Source organism: Actinomadura sp. J1-007 (genome assembly GCF_009793335.1).
GTDB classification, from domain to species: Bacteria; Actinomycetota; Actinomycetes; order Streptosporangiales; family Streptosporangiaceae; genus Spirillospora; species Spirillospora yumaensis.
This window is the reverse complement of sequence record NZ_WING01000003.1, coordinates 209,768-225,712: the sequence shown is the minus strand read 5'-3', so window position 1 is coordinate 225,712 and position 15,945 is coordinate 209,768. Positions and strand designations below refer to the sequence as shown.

Sequence of the window (15,945 nt, the reverse complement as noted above, 5' to 3'; positions counted from 1 at the left end):
AGTCGTGCGGAAACACCGATCGTGCGGCCATTGACACGCCGGCGTTGTCAATCCGCGAGCGGTGCCAGCCAGTTCTCCATGGTGCTCAGCGCGCGCACGGACTGCTGGAACGCCTGGAGCTCCGGCCGTTCCCCGGCTGCCGGCGAGGTCATCACGGCCCAGGCGAAAAGGGGTGTCGGCGTCACGAGCGGGCGGAAGACCAGGTCGGCGGGTGGGGCGTCCCAGGCGGTCGTCGGGGTGAGGCAGTCGGTCATGCGCAGCAGGTCCGCGGCGGCCGCCGAACCGTGGGTGGCGGCAGGCGAGCGGCGCGGGCGGACGCCGGCTTGGGCACAGAAGTGGGAGACGAACTCGACCCACTCGGCGGCGGCGGCGTTCGAGGGAAGCAGCAGGTCGTTCTCCGCGAGCCGGGCGACCGGCACGGCCTCGAGCGCGGCGAGCTCGTGGTGCCCGCCCATGCCGACGAGGACGGGCTCGCGGCAGATCAGCTCGGCGTTCAGTTCCGCCGGGCAGTGCGTGGCGAGTCCGAGCAGGGCGTCGAGGCGGCCCTCCAGCAGCGCGTCCAGTCCGCGCGGGACGCCGTCCTCGGTGAGCTCGACGGGCAGCTCGGGATGATCGTGCCGCAGCCGCCGCAGGATCTTCGCCGCCGTCCGCAGGCTGGTGGCGGACAGGTCGAGCCTCAGCGGGCGCGGCCGGTCGCCGTCCGCGGCACGGCGCGCGGCGCCTACGGCCTCGTCCGCGGCGGCGGCCGATCGCCGGGCCCAGCCGAGCATGGCCTCACCCGCCGGGGTGAGCCGCACCGAACGCGTGGTCCGCTCGAACAGCGCGACGCCGACCTCGCGTTCGAGTTGCTGGATCACGCGGCTGAGCGCCTGCTGCGACACGTACAACCGGCGCGCGGCGGCGGAGAAGTTGAGCTCCTCGGCAACCGCCACAAAGTAACGCAGATGCCGCAGCTCGGGATTCATGCCCCAAGACTATTCGCGAGCTGCCTCTCAAAATCGTCGTCGACGACCGGCTCACCACCTTTGACGCCGCCGTGTACGCGGCGGGGGACGCCGCCCGCCTTCCCCGCGGCCGGGGCGAGCACTGGGCCGACGCCCAGGAGCAGGGCGCCACAGCGGCGCGGAACATGCTCGGACAGGACGTCGCCCACACCACGGTCCCGTGGTGCTGGTCCGACCAGTACGGCCTGAAAATCCAGATCTGCGGCAGCCTCGTCGGAACGCCCGAGACCTCCGGTGACCCGGCGCGCCACGACGCGGCGATCTCGTTCGTCCACGACGGCGCGCTCTGCGGTGCGGTCTGCTTCAACCGGCCGAAGGAGTTCCGCGACCTCCGATCGGAAATAGCCCGCTCCGAAGACGGCCCGGAGACGGTGAAAGCGCGACCGGTGTGAAGGCGCAATTGCTTTGACGTTCCAGAAGAAGGATTCCTGAGAAGATCAGGAGGGTACATGGGTCTTTCTCCTACGGCGAACCATCACTCGCCCGGCCCACCGCCGGCGGACGACCCCCGGTTACTGCTCCCGGCGCTCGAAGCGGCCGCCGCCGAAATCACGATGGCGATCCAGCGAGCGGTTCCTGAGCACTACGGGGCGGAGTACTCCTCAGTTCGTCGTTGGTTTGATCGTCCTTTTCCACCCTATGCCGGAGGGCAGTAGGTGAGGAACGAGTCGGCCTTGTTGTAAGCCGTCGTGCCGACGTTGGCTGAGGCAGTGCTGGGGCTCTCCGTCCAGAGGTGTTTGCGCGGGGTCACCTCCTCGTCGTAGACCTGGACCGTGTTCCTTGTTGCGTTCGTCCACGATGAGGTCTTGTTGCCGAAGCCATAGTCGGTGAGGTACTGCCAGCCTCCACAGCCGCGGGAGGTGAGTTTCCGGCTGGTGAAGTTGGCGCCGTCGTAGAAGCAGTAGGCGACCGTCGCGCACGGATCGGCCGCTGCCGACCGACTGCCTGCCTGGGATGGTGAGCACGACGCGGCCGTGCTTGTAGGCCACCTCGTTGGGGCTGATCTGCACGCCGCCGGGGTAGTTGCGGAGCTGCTCGTTGACCTGCGCCTGGAGGCTGACGGGCTGGACATACTGACTCTAGGTGGCCAGTTCGGATCACTTCAGTAGTGAGTTCGAGTAAAGAAACTTCAAGCGCGCTTACCAGGGGCGTCTATATCTGGCCGCTGTGTTTGGCAAATCGAGTCCACCTTGCAGACGTCACCAAGTACCCGCACAGGCCGCTACCTGCCTGCTTTATATAGAGCAACGGGAAGATCACGGCGAAACTCCGGCGGGATGGCGGCAGCGTCCTTGGGCTCAGTATCGAGAATCCGGTTCAAAACGGATGCCGTCGTTCACCTGCGCCGCAGCTGCGTCAGCAGGTCAGCGATCGTAGGGGGTGACGCTCGCTAGGTACGGTCGATGAGCACTTGGACGCCGTCGAGGATGCGGTCAAGGCCGAAGTCGAGTGGATCGAGCTCCGTGGAGGTGAATGCGCCGCCGGCGATCGCCTTGGTCAGGGCGGGGAAGCTTTTGCTGTGGCGGTTGAGTAGTTCGCTGGTCAGGCGGCCCCATTCGCGGTTGTGGTCTTCGTCGAAGTCGGCCAGTTGCTGGGCGAGGTTGCGTACCTGCCCGGCGATCAGGAGGAAGACCTGGTGGCGTTGCCCGGCGGTCAGGCCGGTCGGTTCCAGGGCGGCAAGTGCGGCGTCCATCCAGGCGAGCTGGTGGGGGCCCATGATCTGCCGGCGCATGGCGGTGGCGGTCAGCAGCCAGGGATGGGCCTGGTAGACCCCCCACTGGCGGTGGGCCCACGCGGAGAGCCGGGGTCGCCAGCCGGAGCCGGCGGCCGACAGGTCGGGAGGTTCGGCGAGGACGGCTTCGACCATCAATTCGATGAGTTCGGTCTTGCCGGGCACATAGCGGTACAGGGCCATGGCCGAGACGCCGAATTCGGTGGCGACCTTGTTCATCGAGACGGTCTCCAGCCCTTCGGCGTCGGCGAGGGCCACGGCGGCTTCGGCGATGCGCTGGGGGGTGAGGCTGGGCTTGGGGCCGCGGGCCGGCTGGTCCTGTTCGCCCCACAGCAGCGCGATGCCCGTCGGCAGGTCGCGCGCCTTCTTGTCTTTGTTCTCGCGCGGCTTGGCTGCCCTGGCCATGGTCGCTCCCCTTGGTGAGGTCGTTCGCGGACGTCGGTTGACATCCTCTCGTAACTGTATATAGCATAAACGTACTTGTTACTACTATAAACAGTTTAGGGAAGTAACCGATGCTCGGCATCGCCATCGCCGCGACCGTCGCCGCGGTCATCACCGTCCCCGCCGCAGGTCTGCTCGGCTACCGCCAGCTCAGGCGCACCGCCCACGCCAAACGACTACGCATCACCAGCCCGCACGGCATCGAGGAATCCGGGTTCGTCCGCATCGGCGGCATCGATCAGTGGGTCACCATCCGCGGCGAAGACCGCCGCAACCCGGTGATCTTGGAACTCCACGGCGGCCCCGGCGCCAGCAACCTGATCTTCGCCTCGCGCACCCGCGCCTGGGAACGGCACTTCACGGTCGTGCGGTGGGACATGCGCGGCGCCGGCAAGACCTTCGCTCGCGGCGGGCCCGACGGGCAGGGCGCCATGAGCCTGCCGCGTCTTGAACGCGACGCCCTGGAGGTCACCCAGCACATCCGCGCCCGGCTCGGCGTCGACAAAGTCGTGCTGCTCGGCTGCTCCTTCGGTTCCTTCGTCGGGCTGCGCCTGGCCCGCAACCACCCGGAGCTGTACTGCGCCTACGTCGGCACCGACCAGAACATCAACGCCGGCGGCCGCGACCACACCGCCTACCGCGCGCTGCTGGACCGGCTCGGCGCGGCCGACAAGCGCAAGGAATTGGCCGCCGTCACCACGATGGGCGCGGACAGGACGGCCTGGGGCGTCGAGGACTGGTCGCGGTACAACAAGCACAGTGTCGGCTCCGACCCGCTCACCTTCGACACCATCAAGACCGTCGTGGTCGGCTCCCTGCTGTCCTCGCCCCTGCACTCCCTGCGCGAGCTGCCTGCCTACACAAAGGCCATGAGCTTCTCCGAGCGCGTCGCGCCCGAGTCCTCGACCATCGACGAATGGGCCGAAGGCACCACGTTCGCCATCCCGTTCTTCATCTTCCAGGGCGAGCGCGACGTGATCACCCCGCCCGAGCCGGTCCGGCGGTTCTTCGACGACGTCACCGCGCCCGTCAAGAACCTCGCCCTCATCCAGGACGCGAGCCACTTCGCCTCCTTCCGCCACCCCGACCGGTTCCTCGACCTGATGCTCACCAAAGTCCGGCCCCTGCTCACCGGCCAACCGATCACCTGGTGAAGCGCCGGCCGCTACGCCCGGCGCGGCTGCGTCACCTCGGCCTGACCCCGTGACCAGCACCACCAGGACGGGCCCCGCCGGTCCGCGTATGAACAAGATCCCTGAGTGATGAGGAAGGCCGCATGCGATTCTCGCTGAACGATCTGATTGCTGACCTACCGGCGGAGCAGGTCGATGAAGCTCGGTGCTTCTACAGTTCGAGGGCAGCCGGTCGTGGCCCCAGCACTCCGGAGGAGTTGAAGGAGGTACGCGCGAAGAGGTCCGCTCCTCCTTCGGCCGATCCACCGGCCATCGAAGAGACAGCCGAGGCCACGGGTGCGCGTGTCCCGGTGCGCGTCTTCGCTCCCTCCGACGGGCGAGCGCGAGGCGTCTATCTGGACATACACGGAGGCGGCTTCTACATGGACTCCGCAGCGCGAGGAGACGTGCGCAACCGTCGGCTCGCAGACGCCCTGCACCTCGCGGTCGTTAGTGTCGACTATCGGCTGGCCCCCGAGCATCCCTGGCCGAGCGCACCTGACGACTGTGAAACGGCGGCACTCTGGCTCGTCGAACAAGCTCGTGACCGTTTCGGAACAGCCCGACTGGTCATCGGCGGGAGCTCGGCGGGAGCGACACTTGCACTGGCGACTCTGCTCCGGCTGAGGGACAGAGGGGCCGTCGACGGATTCGTAGGTGCCGCGCTCCAGTTCGGCACCTACGACTTGAGCGCGCAGACGCCGGCCGGACGCCAAATCGCAGACGAGTACTTCATCCAGGCCTACGCCGGCCACGTCGCAGACCGCACTGTTCCAGATATCTCTCCCGTCTTCGGCGACCTCCGCGGCCTTCCTCCAGCGCTACTGGTCGTCGGAAGCGCAGACGTGCTCTTGGAAGACAACCTCGCGCTGGCAGGTCGGCTTTCCGCCGCCGGGAATCGCGTCGAACTCCGGGTCTACCCGGAGGCACCCCACGGCTTCACAGGGCACCCCACAGCAATGGCTCAGACAGCGCTCAGCGGCATCGAGTCCTGGCTGCTCGACCACATCGCCCAGCCGTGAAGGGCCTCGACCGCGATCAAGGCGCCTCCGGCCTACTACGCCAGCCCACCGCACGCCGGCGCAGCCCCGCCCGGCAACGCACCGAGGCCCCGCGCTGCGGCATCACCGCAGGTCGTGGCTATGAACGGTCGCGGCGTCCCGGGGCTTGGTGCGGCGGCTTCCATCGTGCATGGCGTCCTACTCCCGAAGCTGACCCCAGCCCCAAAGTGTCGTCCTGCTGCCTAGGCCGCCTGGTCGCCCGCCATCGCTCAGTCAGCGTCTTCCAGGAAGGCGAGGAGGGCAGCGGTGAGTTCGGCGGGGCGGTCTTCGGGCAGCAGGTGGCCTGCGGTCTCGATGATGTGGAGTTGAGCGCCTGGGATGAGTTCGGCCAGTTCGCGGCCGCGGGCGGCGGGAACCCAAGTGTCGTCGGCGCCCCAGCACACCAGGACGGGAAGGTCGATGGTCGCGTAGCCGTCTTGGATGCGGTCGGTGTAGGACTGGTCGGCGCGGCGCTGGGTGAGCTGGCGGTAGAAGGCGGCCTGTCCGTCCGCACTGAGCCATGGGGCGGTGAGGGCGTCCATCACGTCCGGGTGCAGACCCGGGGAGCTCGCCGTGGCGACGTACTCGCGCAGCAGGGCTCGGTGCAGCGGTCCCGGCAGTCGTCGGAATACTTCGGTGTGTTCTGCGACCAGCGCGAAGAACTCGCTTCCCCACGGCGGCAGCGACACCGCGTCGACCAGGGCCAGACGCTTGTAGGGAACCCCGCGGTCGACGTGCGCGCCCAGTGCGACGGCGCCGCCTGAGTCGTGCGCGATGACATCCGGGCAGGTCAGCTCCCAATGCCGGAGAAGTTCGGCGAAGACCCCGGCGAGTGCGTCCAGGGACAGTTCCTGCCCCTGGTACATGGCGGAGGAGCCGTAGCCGGGCATGTCGAAGACGTACACCGAACGGCTGATGGCCATGGCTCGGGCGATGTCACGCCAGATAAACGAGGAGAACGGCGTACCGTGAAGCAGAACCAGGGGATCGGCACGGGGATCGCCCAGCCGCTCCCACCGGACCTCTCCCAAACCGCTTTTGTAACCCCTGCTCAGCGTCCACTCGCACATCGACTCGCGCCTCCAGTCTGGTGACCGATCGGCCGATCCAGCCCCGGCCGTGTTCCAGTCTGCCGAAAGTTGCCTCAAAAGACCTGAGGGAGCTGCTGGCGGTCCGGCCCGAGGAGAGCGGGGGCAACACTGCCTGGAGTGCGGGGAGTCGATGACGACGGTGGAAACCGCCGCCTCGCGGGCCCACAACTGGCACGGGCGATGCGCCGACTGCCAGGCCGAGCACCTCGCGCAAGCCGCTGACGCCGCGAACCAGGACTGACCGCCGCTCAACACCGCTACGCCACCGACGCCCGACCCGAACGCTCGGGCGTCGGTGCATCTCCCCGTCCAGGAGTTCAAAACCCAGCTGCCGTGCGGCCGAGCCCCACTTTGGGCTGGGGTCAGCTTCGGGAGTAGGACGCCTGGTCGGCCGGATCAGGCGACCCGGCGGGGGCGGTGTTCCCTCGCGTTCCAGCCCCGGACACTGCGGATACAAAACAGCCCCCGCCGTGTGGGGCGGGGGCTGAGCCCTGAAGGGGCCGTTCAGATCATTGTGTCCCCTCACAGGGTCACTACCGGCGTTCTACCTGCTCCTGGATGTTGTCGGGGGTGCCTTCAACGGCGCTGCTAGCTTGAGACGCGGAATCGGTGGACGGCCTCGGCCGCCATCGTTCGCCCCGATGCACAGCTGCATGGCTCACGTCCGTCGTTCGGAAAAGGAGAAGATGATGGCCAAGTACCTGCTGCTCAAGCATTACCGGGGTGCTCCGGCGTCGGTGAACGACGTGCCGATGGAGCAGTGGACGCCGGAGGAGATCTCGGCCCACATGCAGTACATGCGGGACTTCGCCGCTCGGCTGGCGGGCACCGGCGAGCTGGTCGACCATCAGGCGCTGTTGCCGGAGGGCACGTTCGTGCGTTCGGACGGGGAGGGCCGGCCGCCGGTCACCGACGGCCCGTTCGCCGAGACCAAGGACCTGATCGCCGGGTGGATGGTGATCGACGTCGAAAGTTACGAACGAGCGGTCGAGCTGGCCGGGGAGCTGTCCGCGGCTCCCGGGGCGGGCGGCGAGCCGATCCACGAGTGGCTCGAACTGCGCCCCTTCATGTCCGAGCGGCTCCTGGCGACCGAGTGAACGAGTCGCTGCTGCGGGAGCTGGTGCCCGCGGTGATTGGTGTCATCGTCCGCCGCGGGGCCGACTTCGCGGCGGCCGAGGACGCCGTGCAGGACGCCCTGGTCGAGGCCGTGCGCGTGTGGCCGGACGACCCGCCGCGGGACCCGAAGGGCTGGCTGGTCACGGCGGCGTGGCGCAAGTTCCTCGACGCCGCCCGCGCGGAGACGTCCCGGCGGCACCGCGAGGAGCGGGTGGACGGCGAGCCGGAGCCCGGCCAGGGCGGGGCGGTGGACGACACGCTCCAGCTCTACTTCCTGTGCGCGCACCCGTCCCTGACCCCGGCGTCGGCCGTCGCGCTTACGCTGCGCGCCGTCGGCGGCCTGACGACGCGCCAGATCGCGCAGGCGTACCTCGTGCCGGAGGCGACCATGGCCCAGCGGATCAGCAGGGCCAAGCGGACCGTGTCGGGCGTCCGGTTCAACCAGACCGGCGACGTCGCCACGGTGCTGCGCGTGCTGTACCTGGTGTTCAACGAGGGCTACTCCGGCGACGTCGACCTCGCCGCGGAGGCGATCCGGCTGACCCGCCAGCTCGCGGTCAGGACCCACCACGAGGAGGTCGCGGGCCTGCTCGCGCTGATGCTGCTGCACCACGCGCGGCGTCCGGCGCGGACCGGCCCGGACGGCAGGCTCGTGCCGCTCGCCGAGCAGGACCGCGGACTGTGGGACACCCGCCTGATCGCCGAGGGCCTCGACGTGCTCCAGGCCGCCCTCGCCCGCGACCGCCTGGGCGAGTTCCAGGCCCAGGCCGCCATCGCCGCCCTTCACGCCGACGCCCAGAAGGCCGAGGAGACCGACTGGGTGCAGATCGTCGAGTGGTACGACGAACTGGTCCGCCTCACCGGCAGCCCGGTGGCCCGCCTCAACAGGGCCGTCGCGGTCGGCGAGGCCGACGGCGCGCGGGCCGGTCTGGCCGCCCTGGCGGGCCTCGACCCCGCCCTGCCCAGGTACACCGCCGTCGAGGCGTACCTGCGCGAACGCGACGGCGACCCGGTGGCCGCGGCGCGGCTCTACGCCGAAGCCGCCCGATCGGCGTCCAGCCTGCCCGAACGCGACCACCTCACGCGGCAGGCCGCACGGCTCAACGCGCGACTGCGCGGTTGAGCCCGCGGCCGAGATCCGGGCGGACGCGTTCCGTCCGAACCGCATCGCCGCTCCCGGTCAGCTCGACTTGGGGAAGGCGGCGCGCGGGCCGGGGGAACGGGTCAGGAAGGCGACCGCGATCAGGGGAAGGGCCCCTATGGCCTGCATCACCGCGTACCAGGCCGGGCAGAGGCCGGGGATCAGGTCGACGCCGACGATCGCGATCGGCATGATCACGGTGATCGCGCGAACGCGCTCGTAGCTGCGCCGTTCCCCCTGCGCAGCGCGGACGGTCAGGCGGTGGAGCACCGGGGCGGCGGCGAGCAGGACGACCGCCCGGATCCACATGAACGCGGTCACCGTCTGGCCGCTGATCGACAGCAGGACGACGGTCGCGAGCACGATGGCGCAGACCACGCCGTAGAGCGTGACGCACTTCTTCGCCGTTTCGAACGCTTCACGGGTGCGGGGATCGTCGAGGCGTGTCGTGGCGTCGCTGGTGTTGAGCATGTCCTTCTTCCTCCGTCTCGTTGCGGTCTCGACGCTACGGAGCGCGAGGACGGCCCGGTATGGGCCTGGACCCACGGGTGGGTGGGGCTAGCCACACACCCGGGCTGACCAGGGGTGCGGCGGGTTCCGTTCGGTGCAGAGTGGGATCATCGAGTGGAAAGGCGGGGAACGATGCGACAGGTGGGCTCGTGGGCGGTCCGTGCCGGTGCGGGGTTCGTGCGGGCGTGCGTGGTGGCGGCCGTCAGCATGCTCGTCCCGGCCGTCTGGGCCGCCGCCGTGGTGCTGGGGGTCTGGTGGGGAGCCCTGGTCGGCGATCCCGCTGGCGGTGTGGACGTCCATCGGCACGCTCGTTCTGGCCCGCCCGGTCTGCCGGATGGCGCGGTCCCTCGTCGCGAGGTGGACGGGCACCGTGATCCCCGCCGGGTACTGGGAGGCCGGGCCGGTGACGCGGATGTCCACCGGCTACTGGTGGAACGGCTTCACCTACGCGAGCAGCAAGCGTCAGGCGCGCCAGGAGCAGGAGTGGCGGGTCAGGTGGAAGGACCCCGCCAACTGGCGTGACCTGCGGTTCACGGGCATCGTGCCGTTCACCGCGGGACTGGTCGCGCTGGTCCCGCCGGCCGGGGTGGCCGCGGCGGTCCTCGGGCTGGGACGGGAAGGGCTCGCCGCGCGCCTGGCCGGGGCGTTCGGCCTGGTCGTGGCCGTCGCCGCGGCGCCGTACGCCTGGCGGCCGCTCGAACCCGTGGCCGTCCGCTTCCTGCGCCCGTCGCCCGCGATGGCGCTGGCGGACCGGGTGGACGAGCTGACCGCCCAGCGCGCGGACATGACGGTCGCGCAGGCCGCCGAGCTCCGCCGGATCGAGCGGGACCTGCACGACGGGGCGCAGGCCCGGCTGGTCGCGCTCGGGCTGTCCCTGGTGACCGCGGAGAAGCTGATCGAGGCTGACCCCGAGCAGGCCAAGGCGCTGCTGCGGGACGCGCGGGGCGGCGCCACCGCCTCGCTGGCCGAGCTGCGCGAGCTGGTGCAGGGCATCAGCCCGCCGGTGCTCACCGAACGGGGGCTCGTGGACGCCGTCCGGCTCCTCGCCCTGGACCTCCCGCTCGACGTCGAGGTCAGCGCCGACGTCCGGCAGCCCCTGGACGCCCCGATCGAGTCGGCCGTCTACTTCGGCGTCGCCGAGCTGCTGACCAACGCGGTCCGGCATGCCGGGGCGTCCCGGGCGCGGGTCTCGCTCGTCCGGGACGAGGCCGGGATCGCGGTCGAGGTCGAGGACGACGGCCGGGGCGGGGCCGACCCGCGGTCCGGCGGCGGGCTCGCGGGCCTGCGCCGCCGCCTCGCGGTCTTCGACGGCACCCTGGAGATCGCCAGCCCGCCGGGCGGCCCGACCCGTGTGAGGATGGCGGTGCCATGCGAATCGTCGTAGCCGAAGACCTCTACCTGCTGCGCGACGGCATGGTCCGCCTGATCGAGGCGTGCGGGCACGAGGTGGTGGCGACGGCGGCCACCGGGCCCGAGACGCTCGACGCGCTGCGGACGTGGCGTCCGGACGTGTCCGTCATCGACGTCCGGATGCCGCCGACCCAGACCGACGAGGGCCTGAAGGCCGCCCTCGCCGCGCGCGCCGAGATGCCCGGCCTGCCGGTCCTGATCCTCTCCCAGCACGTCCAGCAGCTCTACGCCCGGGAGCTCCTGGCCGACGGGTCCGGCGGCGTCGGCTACCTGCTCAAGGAGAGCGTGTTCGACGCCGACCAGTTCATCGGCGCGCTGGAACGCGTCGCGTCCGGCGGAACCGCCATGGACCCGGCCGTCATCGCCAAACTGCTGAGCGGCGGCTCCCCGGGCCGGATGCTCGACCGACTTACCGAACGCGAGCGCTCCGTGCTGGCCCTGATGGCCGAGGGCCTGTCCAACCAGGCCATCAGCCGCCGCCTCTTCCTCAGCGAGAGCGCGGTCGGCAAGTACACGACGTCCATGTTCGGCAAGCTCGGCATCACCGACGACGAGGACGGCAACCGCCGCGTCCTCGCCGTCCTCACCTACCTGAACGAGCACTGAGCCTGAACGGACACCGAGGGCCGGGCCAATGGTCCGGCGCGGTAGCGGCTGATACCAACGCGTTCCGTGACCAATCGATAATCTGAGCGTCATGGTGTTCGACTCCACGCTGCTGGATCTCCAGCCTTATGTCGGGTTTGACGCGGATCTTTACGTCCGGCGGACGCGTTGCAGCTGGGAGGACCTCGGCTGGCGGTCCCTGCTCGTCCACCGGTTCGAGCACGTCCCGGTCGTCGAGCACATGGAGCTGCCCGGCAAGGCGGACCCGCAACTGGTGCTGCCGGTCGCGGGACGGGCGGAGATGGAGGAACGAGGCGCCGGGGGAGTGAGGCGCTTCACGTGGGCTCCGGGACGGCTCGAATTGCAGATCCCGGATCAGCCCCTCACCTGCCGATATCGCGGGGACGGGACGATGCGGAGCGTTCAGGTCCACATTCCGCGCGGCACGTTCGACGTGGTCGCGGAACAGATGGGCGGACGGCCGGTGGACTACGAGGCCATGGCCGCGTCCCTGGCCGCAGGTGATCCGCTGATCGAGGAGGCCGTCCGGGCGGCCGGCGGCCTCGGCGAGGCCAGCGATCTGTACGCCGAGTCCGTGGCCGCCTTTCTGGCGGTGCACCTGCTGACCCGCCATTCGCCTGCCGCGGATCCGCGCCCGCCGGCGCGGGAGGACGCACGCGTCCACGCCGCCGTCGCGGTGATGCGCGACCGGCTGGCGGACCAGGTCACCCTGGCCGACATCGCCGACGAGGTGCACCTCAGCGTCTACCACCTCGTCCGGGTCTTCAAGGAGTCGACCGGGACGACACCGCACCGGTTCCTCACCCGGCTGCGGATCGAGGAGGCGAAGCGGCTGCTGCGCGTCACCGATCTGGCCATCGCCCAGATCGCGCCGCGGTGCGGTTTCGCCAGTCCGGGCGCGCTGTCGGCCGCCTTCTTGCGGCACACCGGAGAGCGTCCCTCGGACTACCGCAATTCCTGACCGCTGCTCCGCAATCTCGCGCATTGGGGCGGCGGCGGCCCGCGCCTAGGGTCTCTTCCATGATCGACATTCCTGGGGACGAGGCCGCGGCGGCGCCTGGAGTCGAGCCGTTCGCCGTCCGCATTCCCGACCGCGACTTGGCTGATCTGCGCACCCGCCTGGACCGGGTCCGGCTTCCCGAGCCGGAGACGGTTCCGGACGCGACGCAGGGATTGGAGCTGGAGCGGCTCACGGCGTTGTTGGACGTGTGGCGGCAGCACGATTGGCGTGCGACGGAAGCCCGCTGGAACGCGATTCCGCATTACCGGACGCTCATCGACGGGCTCGGCATCGCGTTCTGGCACGTTCGCTCGCCGGAGCCGACGGCTCTGCCCCTGCTGATGACGCATGGCTGGCCCGGGTCGGTGCTCGAGTTCGAGAACGTGCTCGGGCCGCTCACCGACCCGGTCGCGTACGGCGGTTCCGCACGCGACGCCTTCCACGTGGTCGTTCCGGCGCTGCCGGGCTTCGGGTTCAGCGACCGTCCACGCGAACAGGGCTGGAATCCGGGCCGTACGGCTCGCGCGTGGGCCGAGTTGATGACCGTCCTCGGCTACGAGCGGTTCGGGGCGCACGGCGGCGACTGGGGCGCGTACGTCAGCAACGAGCTCGCGCTCATCGCGCCCGAGCGCGTCGCGGGCCTGCACCTGACGATGCCGCTGGCCTCGCCGCTGCCGGAGGACCGGGACTCCGCCGACCCGGCCGAGCAGCGCCTGCTGGACCGGCGCGACCTGCACATGTCGGACGGCTACGGCTTCGGGCTGCTGATGGGCACCCGTCCGCAGACGCTCGGCTACTCCCTGCTCGACTCGCCCGCCGGGCTCGCCGCCTGGCTCGGCGAGAAGTTCGCCGCCTACTCCGACACCCGGCCCGAGACCGGCGGCGGCGTGAGCCTGGCGCGGCAGGTCGACAACATCGCGCTGTACTGGCTGACCGGCACCGGCGCCTCCAGCGCCCGGTGGTACTGGGAGGCGATGCGGTGGGTGCCGCGCAGCGCGGAGGCCGAGAACGCGCAACCGGTGTCCGTCCCGACCGCCTGCTCGCTGTTCCCGGCCGACCCCTGGCCGACCGCGCGCCGCTGGGCCCAGCGCCGCTACCAGGATCTGCGCTCGTGGAACGAGCTGGACCGCGGCGGCCATTTCCCCGGCCTCGAACAGCCCGACCTCCTGGTCTCGGAAATCAGAGACGCGTTCCGTCACGCACGAGATGTGGTCCCCATTTCCTGAACGGCATCACGGCAGGGCAGCGGGCCTGGAATCCCGCGGCCTTTCACGACGGAACACGGTCGAGGAGATCGGATTCTTGCGCGCCCAAGGGGAGTCGACGTTCGTCCCGTTCGTCGAAGGGAAACTCGATGACGCCCCGGAGCACTTCTGATCGCGGTCGCCCACCTCGACGGTGACGCCGCCTGGTGGAGCGAGGGCCCCGAAGGAACGGACCCGTACCTGGCGGACTGGTGTCATGTCACGGGTCGTCGGGCGTGGGCACGTTCCTGCTGCTGCTCTGGCAGATCACCGGGGACGCCCGCTACCTCGACCACGCGCGGAAGGCCGCGGTCGCCGTCCTCGAAGACGCGCCGCGTTCCTACCACGGCGCCTGCCACGGGCTTTCCGCCAACGGCCATCTCCTGCTCGACCTCGCGCAGGCCCTCGGCGAGGACGCCTACGCCCGGCAGGCCGAGGACCTGGCCACCGGCCTCGCAGTCCGTTCCGCGCGGCGGGCCGGACGGCACCTGTTCGGCAACCCGCTGGGACGCCGCGCGACCTTCGGGCACGCGGACGGCATCGCGGGCGCGCTGGGGTTCCTGCTGCGGCTGCGCCACGGCGGTCCCCGCCCTTCACGCCCGTCCCGCCGGCGCCGGCGGCGGGCCCCGAGTCCTGCGGCAGTCAGCCGCAGCCCGCACGCATAACCACGGAGGAGGTGAACCGGACATGAGCAACAGCCAGATCCTGATCGCGCTGCAAAAGATGCGCGACGAGCAGAAGACGGTCGCGCACCCGAACCAGGGGAACGCGCCGGGCGGCTCCCGCGCCAGCCGCCCCTGGACGATCTGATCCAGGCGGACCCCCGTGGGGCGCGCCACCGGCTCGGCTCGGTCGCGCGTGCGGATCTGACGATCGTCATGGACGGGGCCCGCCCTGAGATCGGGACGCACGACGAACTGCTGACCCGTTCGGTCTGCTACATCCACCTGGTGAACCACTGGCTCGCCCGCACGGCCCCCGAACAGCAGGAAGCGTCCCACTGACCCAAGGACCACGGGCGGGAACGGGTCTCGCGCGGCGGCTCTGGAGCGCTACTTCCGGCGGGCTTCGAGCGCGTCCAGGATCAAGTCCAGGCCGTAGCCGAACTCGCCGGTGTGGTCGTAGCCGGGCCGCAGGGCGTGGTCCACGATCATCTCCGTGAGGTACGGCAAGTCGTCCGCCGGCAGGTGCTCAAGGATGCCGCCCGCGACCTCGCCCACGTCGTCCGGCGTCGTCACCGGCAGGTTCGCCTCCTGGAGAACGAAGCCGCCGACGTAGCTGTCGATGAGCGAGACTGCGTGCGCGGCCATCGGCAGCGAGAACCCCGCCCGCCGGAGGACGCCGAGGACGGCGTCGTGGTGGCGCAGCGTCGCGGGCCCCGGGTTGCGACGGGAGTCCATGAGGCCGAGCGCCCAGCTGTGCCGCGCCAGGACCTCCCGCGCGGACGCGGCGCGCGCACGGATCGCGTCGCGCCAGTCGTCCGACCCGTCCCGGGGCAGCTCGATCGCCGCGAACACCACGTCCACCACGCCGTCGAGGATCGCCTCCTTGTTCCGTACGTGGTGGTAGAGCGACATCGCCTCCACACCGAGCTCCTGCGCGACCCGCCGCATCGTGATCGCGTCCACGCCGCCGCGGTCCGCGACCCGGACGGCGGCCTCCAGCACGCGCGCTCTGCTGAGCGGCCGCCGGGTCGGTGGCGAGGGTGGCACGGCGGCTCCCGGGGACGGGCGTATTGACAGGCTTACGAGTGTAAGCCACCCTTACGACCGTAAGCCAACTTACGCTTGTAAGTGGGCTGGAACCCGTTCGACGTCCGACACGCCCCCAGGGGCACGGAGGGAGACCCTCATGCCGATGCCGAGGTGGTGGGGGCACATCAACAAGCGGGTGTTCAATCCCCGCGCGATCGCGGGCGGGAAGTGGCCGGTGCTGATCCACGTGGGCCGCGTCTCCGGCGCGACGTACCGCACTCCGCTCGACGCGCATCCCGTCGAGGGCGGCTACCTGTTCATCCTGGTCTATGGATCGGGCTCCGACTGGGTGCGGAACGTCCTGGCCGCCGACGGCGCGCGGCTGCGGGTCGAGGGACGTGACGTGGAACTCGCCGCCCCGCGCCTCGTCGGGAAAGACGAGGCGTGGCAGGCCCTCCCCGACGGGGTGACCCGTCCACCGAAACTGCTCCGCATCACCGAGTTCCTCCGCATGGACCTGGCCGCGGGCTGACGCGGGCAGTTCGTTCGACCGCACCTCGGACGACCGACTTCCCTCACCTTGTGGCCGACGGTTTGCTGCGCGGGCGGAGATGCGCGCAGGCTGGAGGCACCGCTCTGAGGATTCTCGCGCCCGCTGGCCAGACGGGCCGTCCCATGGTGTGAAGTGAAACGCGACCGCGCTGGAACGAGCGGCGCAGT

19 protein-coding genes are annotated in these 15,945 nt (G+C 70.3%); 13 read left to right on the top strand and 6 right to left on the bottom strand.

Translation table 11 applies throughout. From position 1 onward, the window contains the following. Window positions 1-47 precede the first annotated feature (47 nt). Window positions 48-932, bottom strand: a complete 885-nt coding sequence (locus GEV43_RS42425) for a LysR family transcriptional regulator (protein ID WP_160826328.1) — start codon at window positions 930-932, stop codon at window positions 48-50. 104 nt (window positions 933-1,036) lie between these two features. Here GEV43_RS42425 and GEV43_RS42420 point away from each other — a divergent pair, with 104 nt between their 5' ends. Then, entirely contained in the window at window positions 1,037-1,396 is a 360-nt protein-coding gene (locus tag GEV43_RS42420; protein ID WP_160826327.1) for an oxidoreductase C-terminal domain-containing protein, read from the top strand. A gap of 245 nt (window positions 1,397-1,641) precedes the next feature. Here GEV43_RS42420 and GEV43_RS56785 read toward each other — a convergent pair whose 3' ends face one another. Further along, window positions 1,642-2,076, bottom strand: coding sequence for a peptidase inhibitor family I36 protein (locus tag GEV43_RS56785; RefSeq protein WP_160826326.1), 435 nt, complete (start codon window positions 2,074-2,076; stop codon window positions 1,642-1,644). A 318-nt stretch (window positions 2,077-2,394) separates the two neighbouring features. After that, entirely contained in the window at window positions 2,395-3,141 is a 747-nt protein-coding gene (locus tag GEV43_RS42410; protein WP_160826325.1) for a TetR/AcrR family transcriptional regulator, read from the bottom strand. A gap of 110 nt (window positions 3,142-3,251) precedes the next feature. Here GEV43_RS42410 and GEV43_RS42405 point away from each other — a divergent pair, with 110 nt between their 5' ends. Both GEV43_RS42405 and GEV43_RS42400 read left to right on the top strand, forming a co-directional pair. Further along, a complete protein-coding gene (locus tag GEV43_RS42405) occupies window positions 3,252-4,334 on the top strand; it encodes an alpha/beta hydrolase (RefSeq protein ID WP_160826324.1) in 1,083 nt (360 codons plus the stop codon). A gap of 122 nt (window positions 4,335-4,456) precedes the next feature. Then, window positions 4,457-5,374: an alpha/beta hydrolase gene (locus GEV43_RS42400; RefSeq protein WP_160826323.1), complete on the top strand. Its 918-nt coding sequence runs from the start codon at window positions 4,457-4,459 to the stop codon at window positions 5,372-5,374. Between the two features lie 248 nt (window positions 5,375-5,622). On the opposite strand, the gene GEV43_RS42395 is transcribed toward GEV43_RS42400, so the two are convergent. Continuing rightward, window positions 5,623-6,462, bottom strand: coding sequence for an alpha/beta fold hydrolase (locus tag GEV43_RS42395; protein ID WP_160826322.1), 840 nt, complete (start codon window positions 6,460-6,462; stop codon window positions 5,623-5,625). A gap of 710 nt (window positions 6,463-7,172) precedes the next feature. Between GEV43_RS42395 and GEV43_RS42390 the strand changes: the two genes are divergently transcribed. Continuing rightward, window positions 7,173-7,580, top strand: a complete 408-nt coding sequence (locus GEV43_RS42390; RefSeq protein ID WP_160826980.1) for a YciI family protein — start codon at window positions 7,173-7,175, stop codon at window positions 7,578-7,580. Next, entirely contained in the window at window positions 7,577-8,722 is a 1,146-nt protein-coding gene (locus GEV43_RS42385) for an RNA polymerase sigma factor (protein ID WP_160826321.1), read from the top strand. Before GEV43_RS42390 ends, GEV43_RS42385 begins: the two co-directional genes overlap by 4 nt. 57 nt (window positions 8,723-8,779) lie before the next feature. Here GEV43_RS42385 and GEV43_RS42380 read toward each other — a convergent pair whose 3' ends face one another. Further along, window positions 8,780-9,211: a hypothetical protein gene (locus GEV43_RS42380; RefSeq protein WP_160826320.1), complete on the bottom strand. Its 432-nt coding sequence runs from the start codon at window positions 9,209-9,211 to the stop codon at window positions 8,780-8,782. 325 nt (window positions 9,212-9,536) lie between these two features. On the opposite strand from GEV43_RS42380, the gene GEV43_RS55640 reads away from it, so the two are divergent. From GEV43_RS55640 to GEV43_RS54345, 7 genes are all read left to right on the top strand, one after another. After that, entirely contained in the window at window positions 9,537-10,634 is a 1,098-nt protein-coding gene (locus GEV43_RS55640; RefSeq protein ID WP_309240273.1) for a sensor histidine kinase, read from the top strand. Further along, window positions 10,619-11,266: a response regulator transcription factor gene (locus GEV43_RS42370; RefSeq protein ID WP_160826319.1), complete on the top strand. Its 648-nt coding sequence runs from the start codon at window positions 10,619-10,621 to the stop codon at window positions 11,264-11,266. Before GEV43_RS55640 ends, GEV43_RS42370 begins: the two co-directional genes overlap by 16 nt. Window positions 11,267-11,357: 91 nt before the next feature. Beyond that, on the top strand, window positions 11,358-12,248 hold the full coding sequence (locus tag GEV43_RS42365; RefSeq protein ID WP_160826318.1) for an AraC family transcriptional regulator: 891 nt from the start codon (window positions 11,358-11,360) through the stop codon (window positions 12,246-12,248). 59 nt (window positions 12,249-12,307) lie between these two features. Further along, window positions 12,308-13,513, top strand: a complete 1,206-nt coding sequence (locus GEV43_RS42360; RefSeq protein ID WP_160826317.1) for an epoxide hydrolase family protein — start codon at window positions 12,308-12,310, stop codon at window positions 13,511-13,513. Between the two features lie 185 nt (window positions 13,514-13,698). Further along, entirely contained in the window at window positions 13,699-14,196 is a 498-nt protein-coding gene (locus GEV43_RS42355; protein WP_309240272.1) for a lanthionine synthetase LanC family protein, read from the top strand. A 22-nt stretch (window positions 14,197-14,218) separates the two neighbouring features. Then, entirely contained in the window at window positions 14,219-14,341 is a 123-nt protein-coding gene (locus GEV43_RS54350; RefSeq protein WP_302931437.1) for a hypothetical protein, read from the top strand. Window positions 14,342-14,409: 68 nt separating this feature from the next. After that, a complete protein-coding gene (locus GEV43_RS54345) occupies window positions 14,410-14,535 on the top strand; it encodes a hypothetical protein (protein ID WP_302931436.1) in 126 nt (41 codons plus the stop codon). Window positions 14,536-14,583: 48 nt separating this feature from the next. On the opposite strand, the gene GEV43_RS42350 is transcribed toward GEV43_RS54345, so the two are convergent. Further along, window positions 14,584-15,243, bottom strand: a complete 660-nt coding sequence (locus tag GEV43_RS42350; RefSeq protein ID WP_309240271.1) for a TetR/AcrR family transcriptional regulator — start codon at window positions 15,241-15,243, stop codon at window positions 14,584-14,586. A gap of 139 nt (window positions 15,244-15,382) precedes the next feature. Between GEV43_RS42350 and GEV43_RS42345 the strand changes: the two genes are divergently transcribed. Continuing rightward, complete coding sequence (locus tag GEV43_RS42345; RefSeq protein WP_160826315.1) at window positions 15,383-15,757, top strand: nitroreductase family deazaflavin-dependent oxidoreductase; 375 nt, start codon at window positions 15,383-15,385, stop codon at window positions 15,755-15,757. Window positions 15,758-15,945: the final 188 nt, after the last annotated feature.

Bases quoted from the DNA above. Each gene is read 5' to 3' on its own strand.
- GEV43_RS42365 (WP_160826318.1), top strand. From the start codon at position 11,358: ATGGTGTTCGACTCCACGCTGCTGGATCTCCAGCCTTATGTCGGGTTT.
- GEV43_RS54345 (WP_302931436.1), top strand. From the start codon at position 14,410: ATGGACGGGGCCCGCCCTGAGATCGGGACGCACGACGAACTGCTGACC.
- GEV43_RS42410 (WP_160826325.1), bottom strand. From the start codon at position 3,141: ATGGCCAGGGCAGCCAAGCCGCGCGAGAACAAAGACAAGAAGGCGCGC.
- GEV43_RS54350 (WP_302931437.1), top strand. From the start codon at position 14,219: ATGAGCAACAGCCAGATCCTGATCGCGCTGCAAAAGATGCGCGACGAG.
- GEV43_RS42360 (WP_160826317.1), top strand. From the start codon at position 12,308: ATGATCGACATTCCTGGGGACGAGGCCGCGGCGGCGCCTGGAGTCGAG.
- GEV43_RS42380 (WP_160826320.1), bottom strand. From the start codon at position 9,211: ATGCTCAACACCAGCGACGCCACGACACGCCTCGACGATCCCCGCACC.
- GEV43_RS42390 (WP_160826980.1), top strand. From the start codon at position 7,173: ATGGCCAAGTACCTGCTGCTCAAGCATTACCGGGGTGCTCCGGCGTCG.
- GEV43_RS42345 (WP_160826315.1), top strand. From the start codon at position 15,383: ATGCCGATGCCGAGGTGGTGGGGGCACATCAACAAGCGGGTGTTCAAT.
- GEV43_RS42395 (WP_160826322.1), bottom strand. From the start codon at position 6,462: ATGTGCGAGTGGACGCTGAGCAGGGGTTACAAAAGCGGTTTGGGAGAG.
- GEV43_RS42370 (WP_160826319.1), top strand. From the start codon at position 10,619: ATGCGAATCGTCGTAGCCGAAGACCTCTACCTGCTGCGCGACGGCATG.
- GEV43_RS56785 (WP_160826326.1), bottom strand. From the start codon at position 2,076: ATGTCCAGCCCGTCAGCCTCCAGGCGCAGGTCAACGAGCAGCTCCGCA.
- GEV43_RS42405 (WP_160826324.1), top strand. From the start codon at position 3,252: ATGCTCGGCATCGCCATCGCCGCGACCGTCGCCGCGGTCATCACCGTC.
- GEV43_RS42400 (WP_160826323.1), top strand. From the start codon at position 4,457: ATGCGATTCTCGCTGAACGATCTGATTGCTGACCTACCGGCGGAGCAG.